Origin of the sequence: Caballeronia sp. LZ008, from assembly GCF_031451435.1 — a bacterium.
Classification (GTDB): Bacteria; Pseudomonadota; Gammaproteobacteria; order Burkholderiales; family Burkholderiaceae; genus Caballeronia; species Caballeronia zhejiangensis.
On the sequence record NZ_JARUXK010000001.1, the window covers coordinates 1,705,007 to 1,718,601 of the forward strand.

The 13,595-nt window shown below is 63.2% G+C and carries 14 protein-coding genes; 4 read left to right on the forward strand and 10 right to left on the reverse strand.

Going from position 1 to position 13,595, the window contains the following annotated elements; genetic code table 11:
- Positions 1–15: 15 nt before the first annotated feature.
- The 4 genes from iscR to QCE49_RS07980 all read right to left on the reverse strand — a co-directional run bounded on the left by iscR (position 16) and on the right by QCE49_RS07980 (position 3,307).
- Entirely contained in the window at positions 16–543 is a 528-nt protein-coding gene (gene iscR, locus QCE49_RS07965) for a Fe-S cluster assembly transcriptional regulator IscR (RefSeq protein ID WP_008349204.1), read from the reverse strand.
- A gap of 130 nt (positions 544–673) precedes the next feature.
- Positions 674–1,156 (reverse strand): low molecular weight protein-tyrosine-phosphatase, encoded by a 483-nt coding sequence (locus QCE49_RS07970; protein ID WP_008349203.1) that lies wholly within the window; start codon positions 1,154–1,156, stop codon positions 674–676.
- 121 nt (positions 1,157–1,277) lie between these two features.
- Positions 1,278–2,498: a patatin-like phospholipase family protein gene (locus tag QCE49_RS07975; protein WP_250457726.1), complete on the reverse strand. Its 1,221-nt coding sequence runs from the start codon at positions 2,496–2,498 to the stop codon at positions 1,278–1,280.
- A 14-nt stretch (positions 2,499–2,512) separates the two neighbouring features.
- A complete protein-coding gene (locus tag QCE49_RS07980; protein WP_250457725.1) occupies positions 2,513–3,307 on the reverse strand; it encodes a 3-hydroxybutyrate dehydrogenase in 795 nt (264 codons plus the stop codon).
- A gap of 289 nt (positions 3,308–3,596) precedes the next feature.
- Between QCE49_RS07980 and QCE49_RS07985 the strand changes: the two genes are divergently transcribed.
- Positions 3,597–4,442, forward strand: a complete 846-nt coding sequence (locus QCE49_RS07985) for a 23S rRNA (adenine(2030)-N(6))-methyltransferase RlmJ (protein ID WP_008349200.1) — start codon at positions 3,597–3,599, stop codon at positions 4,440–4,442.
- 14 nt (positions 4,443–4,456) lie between these two features.
- Here the strand turns inward: QCE49_RS07985 and QCE49_RS07990 are convergent, their stop codons facing one another.
- Positions 4,457–4,828 carry a hypothetical protein gene (locus QCE49_RS07990; protein ID WP_008349199.1) on the reverse strand — a complete coding sequence of 124 codons (372 nt, stop codon included), beginning with the start codon at positions 4,826–4,828 and terminating at the stop codon, positions 4,457–4,459.
- A gap of 113 nt (positions 4,829–4,941) precedes the next feature.
- Between QCE49_RS07990 and QCE49_RS07995 the strand changes: the two genes are divergently transcribed.
- Positions 4,942–5,340, forward strand: a complete 399-nt coding sequence (locus QCE49_RS07995; protein ID WP_250457724.1) for a DUF305 domain-containing protein — start codon at positions 4,942–4,944, stop codon at positions 5,338–5,340.
- A gap of 96 nt (positions 5,341–5,436) precedes the next feature.
- Here QCE49_RS07995 and QCE49_RS08000 read toward each other — a convergent pair whose 3' ends face one another.
- Positions 5,437–5,583: a DUF3563 family protein gene (locus tag QCE49_RS08000; RefSeq protein ID WP_008349196.1), complete on the reverse strand. Its 147-nt coding sequence runs from the start codon at positions 5,581–5,583 to the stop codon at positions 5,437–5,439.
- Between the two features lie 234 nt (positions 5,584–5,817).
- On the reverse strand, positions 5,818–6,204 hold the full coding sequence (cueR, locus tag QCE49_RS08005; protein WP_008349194.1) for a Cu(I)-responsive transcriptional regulator: 387 nt from the start codon (positions 6,202–6,204) through the stop codon (positions 5,818–5,820).
- A 97-nt stretch (positions 6,205–6,301) separates the two neighbouring features.
- Here cueR and QCE49_RS08010 point away from each other — a divergent pair, with 97 nt between their 5' ends.
- Together QCE49_RS08010 and QCE49_RS08015 are read left to right on the forward strand one after the other, a co-directional pair.
- Positions 6,302–6,508 (forward strand): heavy-metal-associated domain-containing protein, encoded by a 207-nt coding sequence (locus QCE49_RS08010; RefSeq protein WP_008349193.1) that lies wholly within the window; start codon positions 6,302–6,304, stop codon positions 6,506–6,508.
- The gene (locus QCE49_RS08015) at positions 6,505–7,443 is read left to right on the forward strand and encodes an SDR family oxidoreductase (protein ID WP_250457723.1); all 939 of its coding nucleotides are present in this window, start codon (positions 6,505–6,507) and stop codon (positions 7,441–7,443) included. Before QCE49_RS08010 ends, QCE49_RS08015 begins: the two co-directional genes overlap by 4 nt.
- Here QCE49_RS08015 and QCE49_RS08020 read toward each other — a convergent pair.
- From QCE49_RS08020 to imuA, 3 genes are read right to left on the reverse strand one after another with little or no spacing between them, the layout of a single operon-like run.
- Positions 7,437–10,889 carry an error-prone DNA polymerase gene (locus QCE49_RS08020; RefSeq protein ID WP_409017169.1) on the reverse strand — a complete coding sequence of 1,151 codons (3,453 nt, stop codon included), beginning with the start codon at positions 10,887–10,889 and terminating at the stop codon, positions 7,437–7,439. The genes QCE49_RS08015 and QCE49_RS08020 overlap by 7 nt on opposite strands.
- Before the next feature lie 6 nt (positions 10,890–10,895).
- Positions 10,896–12,455 carry a Y-family DNA polymerase gene (locus QCE49_RS08025; RefSeq protein ID WP_409017170.1) on the reverse strand — a complete coding sequence of 520 codons (1,560 nt, stop codon included), beginning with the start codon at positions 12,453–12,455 and terminating at the stop codon, positions 10,896–10,898.
- Positions 12,400–13,263, reverse strand: coding sequence for a translesion DNA synthesis-associated protein ImuA (gene imuA, locus QCE49_RS08030; RefSeq protein ID WP_008349189.1), 864 nt, complete (start codon positions 13,261–13,263; stop codon positions 12,400–12,402). Before imuA ends, QCE49_RS08025 begins: the two co-directional genes overlap by 56 nt.
- Between the last annotated feature and the right edge of the window lie 332 nt (positions 13,264–13,595).

Consider the following 13,595-nt stretch of genomic DNA (forward strand, 5'->3'; position numbering starts at 1 on the left):
CCGGCGCGGTTTATGTCATCCGGCCAGATTGAAAATGGAATTCGGCCCCTTGGGCACGACACGCGCGGCCTCGACGCCAGCCGATTCCGCGCGCCGGTCGCGCAGCACCGCCGACGAACCTTCGCGCGCACGCTGCTGGTCGACCAGATCCTTCAACGAGACGGAATCGAGATACTCGACCATCTTCTGGTTCAGTGTCGCCCAGAGCTCGTGCGTCATGCAGTGGCCGTCGTGCTGCTTCGTGCCTTCGCACGTGCCCTTGCCGCCGCACTGCGTGGCGTCGATCGGCTCGTCGACCGCGATGATGATGTCGGCAACCGTGACGTTCTCCGCGCGGCGCGCGAGGTTGTAGCCGCCGCCCGGTCCGCGAACCGATTCGACGATCTCATGCCGCCGCAGCTTGCCGAAGAGCTGTTCGAGGTAGGAAAGCGAGATGCGCTGGCGCTGACTGATGCCTGCCAGCGTCACCGGGCCCTGCTCCTGGCGCAGCGCCAGGTCGATCATCGCCGTGACGGCGAAACGGCCTTTCGTGGTGAGTCTCATAATTGGGGGCTAACGCTAATACTCGATGGTTTTCGTCAAGTATAAATAGCCCACGTTTTTAGTCAAGTATCCGGGGCGAGATAAGTAGTCTTTTAACGCGTTTTTTTGGATCGCGCGGCCGCGCCGCCGCTCAGGCAGTCAACTGAGCACGTAAGGCTTTCAGCAAGCCTTCACATGCGTCCTCGCATTGGTCGAGCACTTTTTCGAAGCCCTCTTCGCCACCGAAATAGGGATCGACCACCACGCGGCTGTCGTCGCGCGTCGCGAACTCCATCAGCAGGCGAATCTTGTCGCGGTGCTCGGACGGGCAGACTTCCGCCAAGGCGGCGGCGTTGGCGTCGTCCATGACGATGAACAGATCGAAGCGCGCGAAATCGGCCGCGGCGACCTGACGGCCGCGCAACTTCGACAGATCGTAGCCGCGCTTCTTCGCTGCCTTTTGCGCGCGTTCGTCCGGCGGCTCGCCGATGTGCCAGTCGCCGGTGCCCGCCGAATCGATCACGATGCGCTCGGCCAGTTTCGCGCGCTCGACGAGATCGCGCATCACCGCTTCCGCGCTGGGCGAGCGGCAGATATTGCCGAGACAGACGAAGCAGACCGCGATCGAGTTCATCTAAAGCCGGGAAAAGTCGTGATGTCCGGCGTCGATAGAAACAGCACCGGAATGCGTCCCGAATTATACAAAGGGGCACAAATTCTCGCCCACACGGCTCATTCCATCTTGCGCAACGCTTTCATCGCTCGTCCCGATGGATGTCGTGCGTGATGAAGCGCGACTCGCCGTTGGGCATGTCGAGCCAGTCACGATGCGCAAGCGTTCGGCGCACATCGGAGAGACCGCTTTCCCAGTGTTCGCGCATCGTCGAAAAGCCGAACTGGTAGTCCTTGAAATGCCCCTCGTACTCTTTTTGCCGGTATATCAGGTGGATGATGTTGTAACGCTTCGAACATGCCAGTTCGGCGGCGAGCCTGCACCATTCGTCGCTCTCGCGGACGTCTTCGGGCACGAGATCGAGAACGTGCTGCAACACGTTACGGTAGCGCTGCGCGCGCTGCATCTGATCCGTGACGAGACGCGTGCGGCTCGAATACTGCACGTCCTTCACGCGCCCCATCACGTCGACGATGCTGTCGGGCACCGGCCCGCGCGCGCTCCACAGATCGACCTGGAAGGCGAGCGTGTCGCGGCGCGGCGTCGCCTGCGCGATTTCGTAGAGCGGCGTGTTCGACATGAGACCGCCGTCCCAATAGAACTGGCCGTCGATCTCGACTGCGGCGAAGCCCGGCGGCAAGGCGCCCGAGGCAATGAAATGCTCGGCGCGCAAGCGGATCTGCGTGTTGTCGAAATACGCGAAGTTGCCGGTCGCGACGTTCACCGCGCCTACCGACACGCGCGTTTCGCCGGAATTGATGCGGTCGAAATCGCAAAGCCGCTCGAGCGTGGCCTTGAGCGGCGTGGTGTCGTAATAGCTCGCGGTCTGCGGCGAGCTCGACGCGATCGGCGACGGCGGCGGAAAGCGCGGGATGAAAAATCCCTTCTGCCCTTCGACGATCGCGCCGAAAGCCTGCATCGCGGTGAACGCCTTGCGAATTTCGTCGGCGGAATCGAATAGCGCGCGCTCGAGGAACGCGGGCAACGGGAAACCGAACGCGGGCCGGCAGATCGTCTCCCAGAATTCAAGCAGACGCGTCACGCGATGCTCGGGCGCGTTGCCCGCGATGATCGCCGTGTTGAGCGCGCCGATCGAGATGCCGGCGATCCAGTTCGGATGGATGTCCGCCTCGTGCAACCCTTGATAGACGCCCGCCTGATAGGCGCCGAGCGCGCCCCCGCCCTGGAGCATGAGCGCGATCGTCTCGTAGGGCGGCAGGTGCACGCGGGTTTGCTGCCCGGCGGACGCCCGAGTCCGCGCGCTTTCCCGTCCTATGACTTCTTCGTTCTCGATTTCCGACATCCCGCGCGTTCTCCTTATTGCATGAACCAGCCGTGACTCACGACGAACGATTGCCCCGTCAGCGCCGCCGTTTCGAACGCGGAAAGGAAGAGCACGGTCTGAGCGACGTCCTCGACGGTCGTGAATACGCCATCGACCGTGCCACCGAGCATCACGCGCCTGACGACTTCTTCCTCGCTGATTCTCAACTCCTTCGCCTGCTCGGGAATTTGCTTGTCGACGAGCGGCGTACACACGAAGCCCGGACAGACGACGTGCGAGCGCACGTTGTGCTTCGCGCCTTCCTTCGCCAGCACGCGCGCGAGGCCGAGCAGTCCGTGTTTCGCGGTCACATAGGCGGACTTCAGCGGCGACGCCTCGTGCGAATGCACCGAACCCATATAGATCACTACCCCGCCGCGATCGTCCTTGTACATATGCTTGAGCGCGGCTTTGGTGGTGAGAAACGCGCCGTCGACGTGGATCGCCATCATCTTCTTCCAGTCGGCGTACGCGTAGTTTTCGATGGGATTGACGATCTGAATGCCCGCGTTCGACACGAGGATGTCCACAGAGCCCAGTTCCGCAGCGACGCGATCGATGCCCTGATTGACGGCGTCTTCGTTCGTCACGTCCATCGCGATGCCGATAGCCTTGCCGCCCTTGCCGCGGATCTCTTCGGCGACCGCGTCCGCGCCCGCCTGATTCAGATCGGCGATGGCGACCGCCGCGCCCGCGCCGGCGAGCGTGAACGCGATAGCCTTGCCGATACCGCTCGCCGCGCCCGTCACGATCGCGGTCTTGCCGTCGAGCTTACCGTTTGATGACATGCGAACCTCCTATCCAGTGGGAAGACATCGGGTGTATGACAACATCCGTCGGCACGGCTATCAAGCTGGCCGTTCGGCATAGGAAAAGTCGGGCGAAACTCAGAACGCTTAGGCCATTCGGCCGACTGTTCATGAAAGTCCGGGAGCGGTTATTGTGCATGAAGGACGCAATGCGCCGCAGCACGCGCTGGGCGTCGTGAGTCATGCAGCGCACGGGGTGGGCTAGAATAGGCGCCCTTCCGCCGCACCTTTTCATTTTGCTTCTCGCGCCCGACGCGGGCCTCCTGTCATGCTCAGTTACCGTCACGCCTTTCATGCGGGCAACCACGCCGATGTGCTGAAACACGCGATCGTCATTCAGATGCTTCGCTATCTCGGCCAGAAGGACAAATCGTATTGGTATGTCGACACGCACGCCGGCGCCGGAGTGTATTCGCTCACCGAAGGCTTCGCGACGAAGAACGCCGAGTTCGAGACGGGCATCGGCAAGCTTTGGGATCGCGGCGACCTGCCGGCGCTGCTCGCCGACTATGTCGACGAAGTGAAGGCATTGAATCCCGATGGCGGTCTGCGTTTCTATCCCGGCTCGCCCTATCTGGCCTGGCGCACGATGCGCGAGCAGGATCGCATGCGGCTTTTCGAGTTGCACAGCACGGAAATCGACGTGCTGCGCCACAATTTCCGCGATGCCGGCCGGCGCGCGATGATCTACGAAGGCGACGGCTTCGACGGCATCAAGGCGATTCTTCCGCCGCCGCCGAGGCGTGCGCTCGTGCTGATCGATCCGTCGTACGAGGACAAGCGCGACTACGCCCGCACGATTACGTGCCTCGAAGAAAGTATCAAGCGCTTCTCGACCGGAACGTATGCGGTCTGGTACCCGATCGTCACGCGCCAGGAGTCGCAGCGTTTCGCCGATCAGTTGAAGGCGATCCAGCCGAACGGCTGGCTGCATGCGGCCCTCACGGTGAGGAAACCGCCGACGGACGGCTTCGGGTTGTTCGGCAGCGGCATGTTCGTAATCAACCCGCCCTACACGCTGGCGAAGGAACTGAAGGAATCACTGCCCTACCTCGTCGACGCGCTCGGCGAGGACGGCAACGCTTCGTTCAAGCTTGAACATCGCGCCGACTGAGCACGGTTTCGGGGTCAGGGATGAGGCGCGCGCGGAGTTCTGGGGCGCACGCCGCCGCCAGGCTGAACGGGCACCGTGTTCTGTCCGCTTGAATATTCGACGTATGGTGAAACGACGATGGGCGGTTGAGCCTCCTGCGGGATGCCGGGCAATGTCGCCATCGGCACCATGCCCGGGCCGCCGAGCGGGCCGCTCTGGAGCACCGTGCCGCTCACGCCGCTGTGGATACCGGTTTGCGTATCGAGTACGAGCGGTTCGCCGCCCGGCTTGGCGAGCGCCGGTTGCGAGCCGGGCAAGACTGCGGCGAGCGCGATGCAAACCTGCGTGACTTTCGTGATTCGATGGCGGAACCCGATATTCGTCGTGTCATTGATATGGCCTGGCATCGCGTGCTCTTTTGTGTAGACGAAACCGCTTTACCTTACCCCGGTGGCAAGCTTTAGGCTAGGTGGTTCGACACATAAGCAGCCTTGCAACCGCCCCTTCCACAGGAGATACGATGAAATCAACAAGAATCGCACTTGCCATCTTCACCATCCTCTGCAGCGCAAGCGTGAATGCCCAGACCGCCGCGCCGGCGAGCGATGCAATGCCAGGCATGAACATGGAACAGCACGAGCCGAAGCCGACGGACGTCTCGTCCACCGCCGCGTTCCAGGCCGCCGATCAGAAAATGATGTCGGGCATGTCGAGCATCGAGTACACGGGGGACGCCGACCGGGATTTCGTCGCGCACATGATTCCGCATCATCAGGGCGCGGTGGAAATGGCGAAGGTCGAACTGAAGTACGGCAAGGACGCCAAGCTGCGCAAGCTGGCGAAGGACATCATCGCCGCGCAGAACAAGGAAATCGCATTCATGAAACAGTGGCTGGAGCAGCATGCGCACAAGCAGTAAAACGCTCCGCCCACGTGACGAGCAAAAAGCAAAAGCCCCGCAATCGCGGGGCTTTTGCTTTCACATCGGGCGTGTTCGACGCCAGGAACGAAACGCTTAAGCGTTGTAGCCGTTCGTTTCCAGCGAGCGGATGCGCTGTTCAAGCTGGACGATGTCCGTCGATTGCGCAAGATAGGCTTCGCGGCGGCGCTGCTCGGCGGCTTCAAACCAGATGCTCAGTTTTTCGATGAGGAATGCAAACATGGTGTTCTCCAAGGTCTTCGAAAGATCCCTGGCGGTTCGGGTCAGGGATTACCCGCGTTAGGGAATACCCGGATTATAGGGGAGAACGTCCGTGCCGGGGTAGTGAAATGCTTGAATAGTGTGCATTCGGATTCGGAATGGTGCAGGCTGCATTCTTGCTTAAACCACTGATTTATCGTATCAATTCGCTCATTGTCAACAATCTGGTCGTTGCGTATGCACCCCTTTAGGGCATTACTGCGCCAGCTTGTCCAAGATCGGGCAATCCGGCCGCGCGTCGCCGTGACAATGGTTAGCCAGATGCGACAGCGTGTCGCGCATCTCGGTTAATTCGGCGATCCGCCGGTCCAGTTCCGCAACATGTTCCAGCGCAATCGACTTCACCTCCGCGCTCGCCCGTGACCGGTCCTGCCACAAGGCGAGCAGCTTGCGGATATCGTCGACGAGAAAGCCGAGCCGGCGTGCCTGCCGCACGAAACGCAGCGCGTGGACCTCGTGATCGCCATACACGCGATATCCCGATGACGTCCGTCCGACCGGATTGAGCAATCCGACGCTCTCGTAGTAGCGGATCATTTTCGCGGTCACGCCCGAGGCGCGGGCCGCTTCGCCGATATTCATCGTCTGCTCCGGAAAAATGTCATTCCGACTCTACACCTTCCCATGATGGCAAGGTATACGATGTCGTTGATCCGGACTTTTTCAAGGGGAAACAGCAATGACCGAATTCGAAGTTCAGGGCATGAGTTGCCAGCACTGCGTCGCCGCTGTGACGCGCTCGATTCAGGAAATCGATCCGCAAGCGCAAGTTCGCGTCGATCTGGAGCGAGGCAAGGTCGCCGTCGAATCCGCAAAATCGAACGATGCGCTCAAGGAAGCCATCGACGAGGCCGGCTATACGGTCGTCGGCGTCGCTTCGGCATGAGGCAAAACGAGCGCTTTACCGTCGCGCTGATCGGGGCGTCGGGGTTGCTGGGCCGGGCGGTTGCCACGGAACTGGCGAGCGCGGCCAGCACGCAGACGTGGCGCGTCGTGCATACGGCTCACCGGCGCGCCGACGCCGCGAGCGTGAAGCTCGACCTGCTCGACCATGACGCGGTACGCGCGTTCGTGCGCGATCTCGCGCCGGATGCGATCGTGGTCGCGGCAGCGGAGCGGCGTCCGGACATCTGCGAAAACGATCCGGCGCTCGCGCGCGCGTTGAATGTCGAGGCGTTGAGCGTGATCGCCACCGAAGCGCGCGCGCTCGGCACATGGGTATTGTCGATTTCGACCGACTACGTCTTCGACGGCGCGTCGCCGCCCTATTTGCCCGACGACGCGCCCGCGCCGCTCAACGCCTACGGCCAGAGCAAGCTCGACGGCGAACGCGCGCTGCTCGCGAGCGATCCGATGTCCTGCGTGCTGCGTCTGCCGCTGCTTTACGGGCCGTTCACCGACTGGAGCGAATCTGCGGTGACGAGCCTCACGCCCGCGATCGTGAAATCGTCCGAGGCGGCCGGCGCGCCCGCCTCGATGGACGCCTGGGCGACGCGTTATCCGACATACACGCCCGATGTCGCCGTGGTGATTCGCGGCATGCTCGAACATCACGCGAAAGGCGCGACGATCTCCGGGATCGCGCAATGGTCCGGCGACGAGCCGATGACGAAGTTCGATATCGCCGAACGCATCGCGCGAGCACTGAAAGTGGACGCGAAGCTCGTTGCGCAGCGCACGCCCGCGGACGCGACGCCGCGCCCGCGCGACTGTCATCTCGATTCCGGCCGGCTGGAAGCGCTGGGCATCCGCCGGCGCACGCCGTTCGACATCGCGATCGGCAGACTGCTCGCGAAGTATCCGGACGTCTCATCTCAGTGAAAATCGCGGCTCGGCGCGGCCAGGCGGCCGAGCAAAGCACTATGGTCTTCGAGCCGCTGCGCCACCAGATGGCGCACCTCGCCTTCCATTTGCCAGACGCCGTGCACGCCGAGCAGCGACGCGCCTAGCAGCACCTTGCGCTGTTTCTCGACGAGCCCCGGCCAGACGATCACGTTGATTGCGCCCGTTTCGTCCTCGATCGATACGAAAATCGTGCCGTTGGCCGTGCCCGGCCGCTGCCGCACCGTCACGATGCCGCACGCCCGCACGAAGCGCCCGTTTCTGATATCCGCGAGTTCGGCCGCGGTCTTGAAGCGCATACGCGCGAGCTTCGCGCGCAAAAGCGCGAGCGGATGCCGATTGAGCGTGAGCCCGAGACTCGCGTAATCGTCGACGATTTCGCGACCTTCCGATGCTTCCGGCAGCAGCAGCGGCGCCTCGCTCATCGGCGCGTCGCGCAGCAATTCCGGCGCGCGCTGCTGTGCGGTGACCGCCCACCACGCCTGACGCCGGTGTCCTGCAATGCTCGCGAGCGCATTGCCCGCCGCGAGCGCTTCGAGTTCGCGGCGCGACAACGCGGCACGGCGCGTGAGATCGTCGACATCGATGAACGGCGCTTCTGCGCGCGCGGCCATGATCCGCTCGGCCGCCGCTTGCGGCAGACCTTTGATCAGTTGCAGGCCGATCCGCACGCCTGGCCCTTTCGCGCCGTATTGCCGTCCATCCAGCTCGACGCGCTTTCTGAGCCTGCGCGCCGCTCGCTGCACGGTCTTCCGGAACACGCGATCCGACTCTGCCGCGCCGTAAAACTGTTGACGCCGCCGCTCCTTGCCGGCATCGAACCCGATGCGCTCGCCATCGCCGGCGCGCGCTTCCAGCACCGACTCCCAATCACTCAGCGAAACATCGGGCGCGAACACCGGCACGCCGTGACGCCGCGCGTCCTGCACGAGTTGCGACGGCGAATAAAAGCCGAGCGGCTGGCTGTTCAGCAGGCCGGCCAGAAACGCCGCGGGCTCGTAACGCTTGATCCACGCGCTGAAGTAGACGAGCAGCGCGAAGCTCGCCGAGTGACTCTCAGGAAAGCCGTATTCGCCGAAACCCTCGATCTGCTTGCACACGCGCGCGGCGAAATCGTGCTCGTAGCCGCGCGCGAGCATCTTCTGCATGAGATCGGCTTGATACTTTTCCAGATGACTGCCGCGGCGCCACGCGGCCATCGCGCGGCGCAACTGATCGGCCTGTTCCGCCGTGTAGCCCGCCGCGACCATCGCGAGCTTCATCACCTGCTCCTGAAAGATCGGCACGCCGAGCGTGCGGCCGAGCACCGGCCGCAGTTCCTCTTTCGGATAATCCTCCTCTTCCAGGCCCTGCTTGCGGCGCAAATACGGATGCACCATGCCGCCCTGGATCGGGCCGGGCCGCACGATCGCCACTTCGATGACGAGGTCGTAATACTTCTGAGGCCGCAAGCGCGGCAGCATGCTCTGCTGCGCACGCGATTCGATCTGAAACACGCCGATGGTGTCCGCGCGGCAGCACATTTCGTAGACGGCCTTGTCCTCGCGACGAATATGCGACAGCCCGAAGCCCGGCACGCCGCGCCGCAGCGCGACGAATTCGAGCGCGCGCCGGATCGCCGAAAGCATGCCGAGCGCGAGCACGTCGACTTTCAGGAGCTTCAGCTGATCGATGTCGTCCTTGTCCCATTGAATCACGCAGCGGTCCTTCATCGCGGCGTTTTCGATCGGCACGAGCCGCGACAGACGTTCCCGCGCGATCACGAAGCCACCGACATGCTGCGACAAATGCCGCGGAAAGCCGCGCAACTCGCGCGTGAGCCGGATCAGATGCTTCGTGACGTGCGAATCGTCGCTGAAGCCGGCTTCCCGGAGATAACCCGCCACCGCCGACGGCCCGTCCCACCATTGCTGCGATTTGCCGATGCGCTCGATCAGCGATGCATCGAGCCCGAGCGCCTTGCCGACATCCTTCAGCGCGCTGCGCGTGTGATACGTGATGAGCGACGCCGCCAGCGACGCGCGATGCCGCCCGTACTTCTGATAGATGTACTGGATGACTTCCTCGCGCCGCTGATGCTCGAAATCGACATCGATGTCGGGCGGCTCGTTGCGCGCTTGCGAGATGAAGCGCTCGATCAGGAGACCCATCCGCACCGGATCGAGCTCGGTGATGAAGAGGCAATAACAAATGATCGAATTCGCCGCCGAGCCGCGTCCCTGACACAAAATCCCTTTGCTGCGCGCGAACGCGACGATGTCGTAGACCGTCAGGAAGTACTTCTCGTATTCCAGCTTCGCGACGAGCGCCAGTTCCTTGTCGATGAGACCGATCGTCTCGGCGTCCATGCCGTTCGGCCAGCGCTGCAGCGCGCCCGCCATCACCCGCTTGCGCAGATAGCTCGCGGGCGTCTCGCCGGGCGGCACCAGTTCCTCGGGATATTCGTACTTGAGTTCGTCGAGCGAGAAGGTGCAGCGCGCGGCCACCTTCAACGTTTCCCGGATCGCCTCTTTCGGATAAAGCGCGCCGATGCGCAACCGCGTGCGCAGATGCCGCTCCGCGTTCGCTTCGAGCGCATAGCCGCATTCGGCGAGCGGCCGGTTCAGGCGAATCGCGGTGAGCGTGTCCTGCAAGGGCTTGCGCGAGCGCGCGTGCATCAGCGCACCGCTTGCTGCGATGAGCGGCAATCCGCTCGCCTGCGCGATCACGCGGCACGAAGCGAGACGCTCGTCGTCGCTGCCGTCCTGCCAGAGCTCCAGCGCGAGCCACGCGCGGCCCGCGGCGAAACCGGCCAGCCAGTGCGCGCGATCGAGCGTATCGGCGAGCGTCGCTGCGCGCTGCGGCACGAGAATCAGCAGGCAATCGGGCAAGTGCTTCAGATGCGCGATATCGCCGCGCAAGTCCGATGTATCGGATGAAGCGGCGGGATCGGTGAAGTCTTCCGGACCGATCCGATAGCTGCCCTTCGGCGAACGCGCGCGCGCGTGCGAAATCAGCTCGGACAGGTTGCCGTAGCCCGCCCGATTTGTCGCGAGCGCGATGAGCGTGCAGAACGGCTCGCCATCGGCGTCCGTGAGATGCAGTTCGCTGCCGATGATCAGCTTCAGATCCTGCCTCTTGGGCGGCGGCTCGCCGGCAAGCCGCGCGGCTTCGGCGTCGGCTTGCGCCTTCGCCTCGATGTCCTTGATCGCGGCATGCGCGCGCACGACGCCCGCGAGCGAGCATTCATCCGTAATCGCGAGCGCGGTGTAGCCGTGTTCGAGCGCGGCCGCCGCCAGTTCCTGCGGATGCGATGCGCCGCGCAGAAACGAAAAGTTACTCAGGCAATGCAGTTCGGCATAACCGGGCAACAACGCCGACGCCGACATCGAGCCGGGAAACGCGTTGTCTCCATCCAGACCGATGATGTCGTTCAGATCATCCATCGCGCATCATCCGAAAAAACCGTGCAGGAACCAGTCGCCCGTAAGACGTTCGCGATAGAGCCAGAACATGCGCCCGCGATCGTCGGCGGCGACGTAGTAATCGCGCTGGACGCCGTTGCCGTCCCACCATCCCGCCTCGATACGCTCGGTCCGGCTGATCAGCTTCAACGGACGCCGATAGAACGGCCGCTCGTTGCGCAGCATCAGCTTTTGCGGCGTTTCGAGTATCCACGACGGACGCGGCTGCTGAGGCACGGCGAGATCGGGAAGTTCGAGCGGTTCGTCTGACTCCGTTTGCACTTCGGGTTCTGCTTCTGCCCTTGCCGTTTGCGTCTTCGGCGACTTTTTTCCGCGCTTGGGTTTCGTTTCGCTTGCGGGCTTATAAGGTTCGACGGTCATCGCCGCCTCGGGCCGATGATCGTCGCGCGCGACCAGTTGCACCACGTTCTCCGCGCCCAGCCGCGCGCTCAGACGTTCGAGCAGTTGCGCCATCGATTCGCTGTCGGAACCAGGCATCGGAAACAAGGTGTCGGGCGGCGGCGCATGCTCGCTGACCTTGTCGGCCAGGAGTTTCATCTCGATGACGGGCGCGGCGAGCGTCGTCTGATTCAGCTTCTCGCGCAAGAGCCACAGGATGTGGTCGGCGTCGCGCGTCGGCACGGCCCACGCCACCTTGAATGTCGACGTTTTCGGCGCGTGACGGGCGGCCAGTTCGTGTTCGAGCAAGAGCGAAAATTCGCTGACCGCCGCATGATGCGCAGAGAGCCAGCCGGCGAGTTGCAGCACGAGCCGGCGCGCGGCGAACAGCAGCGCCTCGGCGCTTTCCACGCGCGCCTGCAATTCGAGCCGCGCTTCGAACGACGCCGGCGCACAAAATGCCTCACGCGGGTCGGGCGCCTGTCCGTACACTTGCGCGAGCCATTGCAGAACGCCTTGCCCGAAGCGGCGCGCGACGCCCTTGCGCGGCAGACGACGCAAATCGGCGAGCGTCGCGCAACCGATCTGCTCGAACACGTTGCCGTGCGAATGCGCCGATGGGATGAGCGATACGGGCAACTCATCGAGTACATGCACGAGCGTCGTCTCTTTCACGATGCGTACGCGCCGCGCGACCCGGCGCGTGCGCGCGTGCGCCAGCAGCCACGCGCCCCACGCTGTCGGCGCGCAGCCCATGCGGGACGTGAAGCCACATCCTTTAACCGTCGATGTCACTCTGGACAGCAACGCGCGCAATCCGCCGAAGAGCCGCATGCTGGCGCCGACTTCGAGCAGTACCGTATTCGCATGCGCGAGCACGACTTTGGGCGTGAACGCGAGCAGCGCCAGCGCAACGGCTTCGAGCGCGTTCTGCTCCTCGCGAATGTCGACGGCAAGCAGCGTCAGTTGGGGCGCGAGCGCGAACGCATGCGAGCGCGTGCTGCCGGGCCGCACGCCGAGCCGAAACGCGACGAGATCGGGCATCAGGACGCGCGCGTGATCGGCTAGCGCGAAGCATGACTGATCGATATTGTCATTCGCCGTCGAGCTCGCTCCAGGCGATGTCGAGTTCGCCGGCGCTGAGGGCATCGAAGGCGGCCTGACGGCTTCGAGCGATAAAAGCGGCAATGTCACCGCTATCCACAACATGTTTGACCTCTCGTGCTTTCCTTGCCTGATGCGCCCGACGAATATGTTCGGGCAGCGCAGGCATCTGCAGCGGCAAGTTCAACTGCAAGGGCTTGCCGAGCAATGGGCCGCGCCGCTTGATGATGTCGATTTCGAGCATGACGGCCTGCATCCATTCGCGACGGTTCATCGTCTGCGCGTTGGCGGGAAGTATCGGCTTGCAGACCATGCGCAGCGGCGCAGCGGAGGATTGCTTCGCCGCCTTGAGCGGGCGGAACAGAAATGCCAGCGACTGCGCTTCCTGAGCCGCCACCTGCAGTCTTCGCAAGGCTTTGGCATCGACTTGTGGTAGCCAGATCAGCACTGCGCCGATGCCTTCCTGCTTCAACGACTGCTCCGCGGCCCAGAGCACCTGATCCTCGGCCGCTTTGACCCAGACCAGCTTGTTCACCGCGATGTTCATCGTCCGAAGCGCGGCCAGATTGGGCTTCCACGGTGGCGCGACGAAGATGACGGAGCGGCCTTTGCTTGCTGTCAGTTCGCGGATCGAGTGCGCGAGCAGTCTGATTTCGCCTACGCCACTCTCTTCGATCAGCAACTCGGTAACTGAGCCGGGCATCCAGCCTGCGCCGGGCAAGGCCAAGTCGAGCGCTCGAAAGCCGCTCGAGATGATGTTCGAATCGGGATCGTTGACCGGACTGCCCTGCCAGACCTGACGCTGCAGATGCGATGTCAGCCCGATGTCGAGCAATGAAAGTGCTGCACCCATGAGTTTTCCCCGTCCGACGCGAATACAGGGGCCTGCTCATGGCGCAAGCGCTCGGTGGGCCTCCGGTTTACTGTATATTTATACAGTATTTTTGCGGGCGAGGGTAAACAGCTGGCGGATAGAAGGATGCGCCGATGGGGCGCGAGGCAAGTCGCAGCGCGGGTTATCCGGATTCACGGTTGCCGCGCCCCAACGCAAAAACCCCACCTTTTTGGGGTGGGGTTTTTGTTTGAAGCATGAGGAGCCTGACGATTACCTACTTTCACACGGGTATCCGCACTATCATCGGCGTGGAGTCGTTTCACGGTCCTGTTCGGGATGGGAAGGGGTGG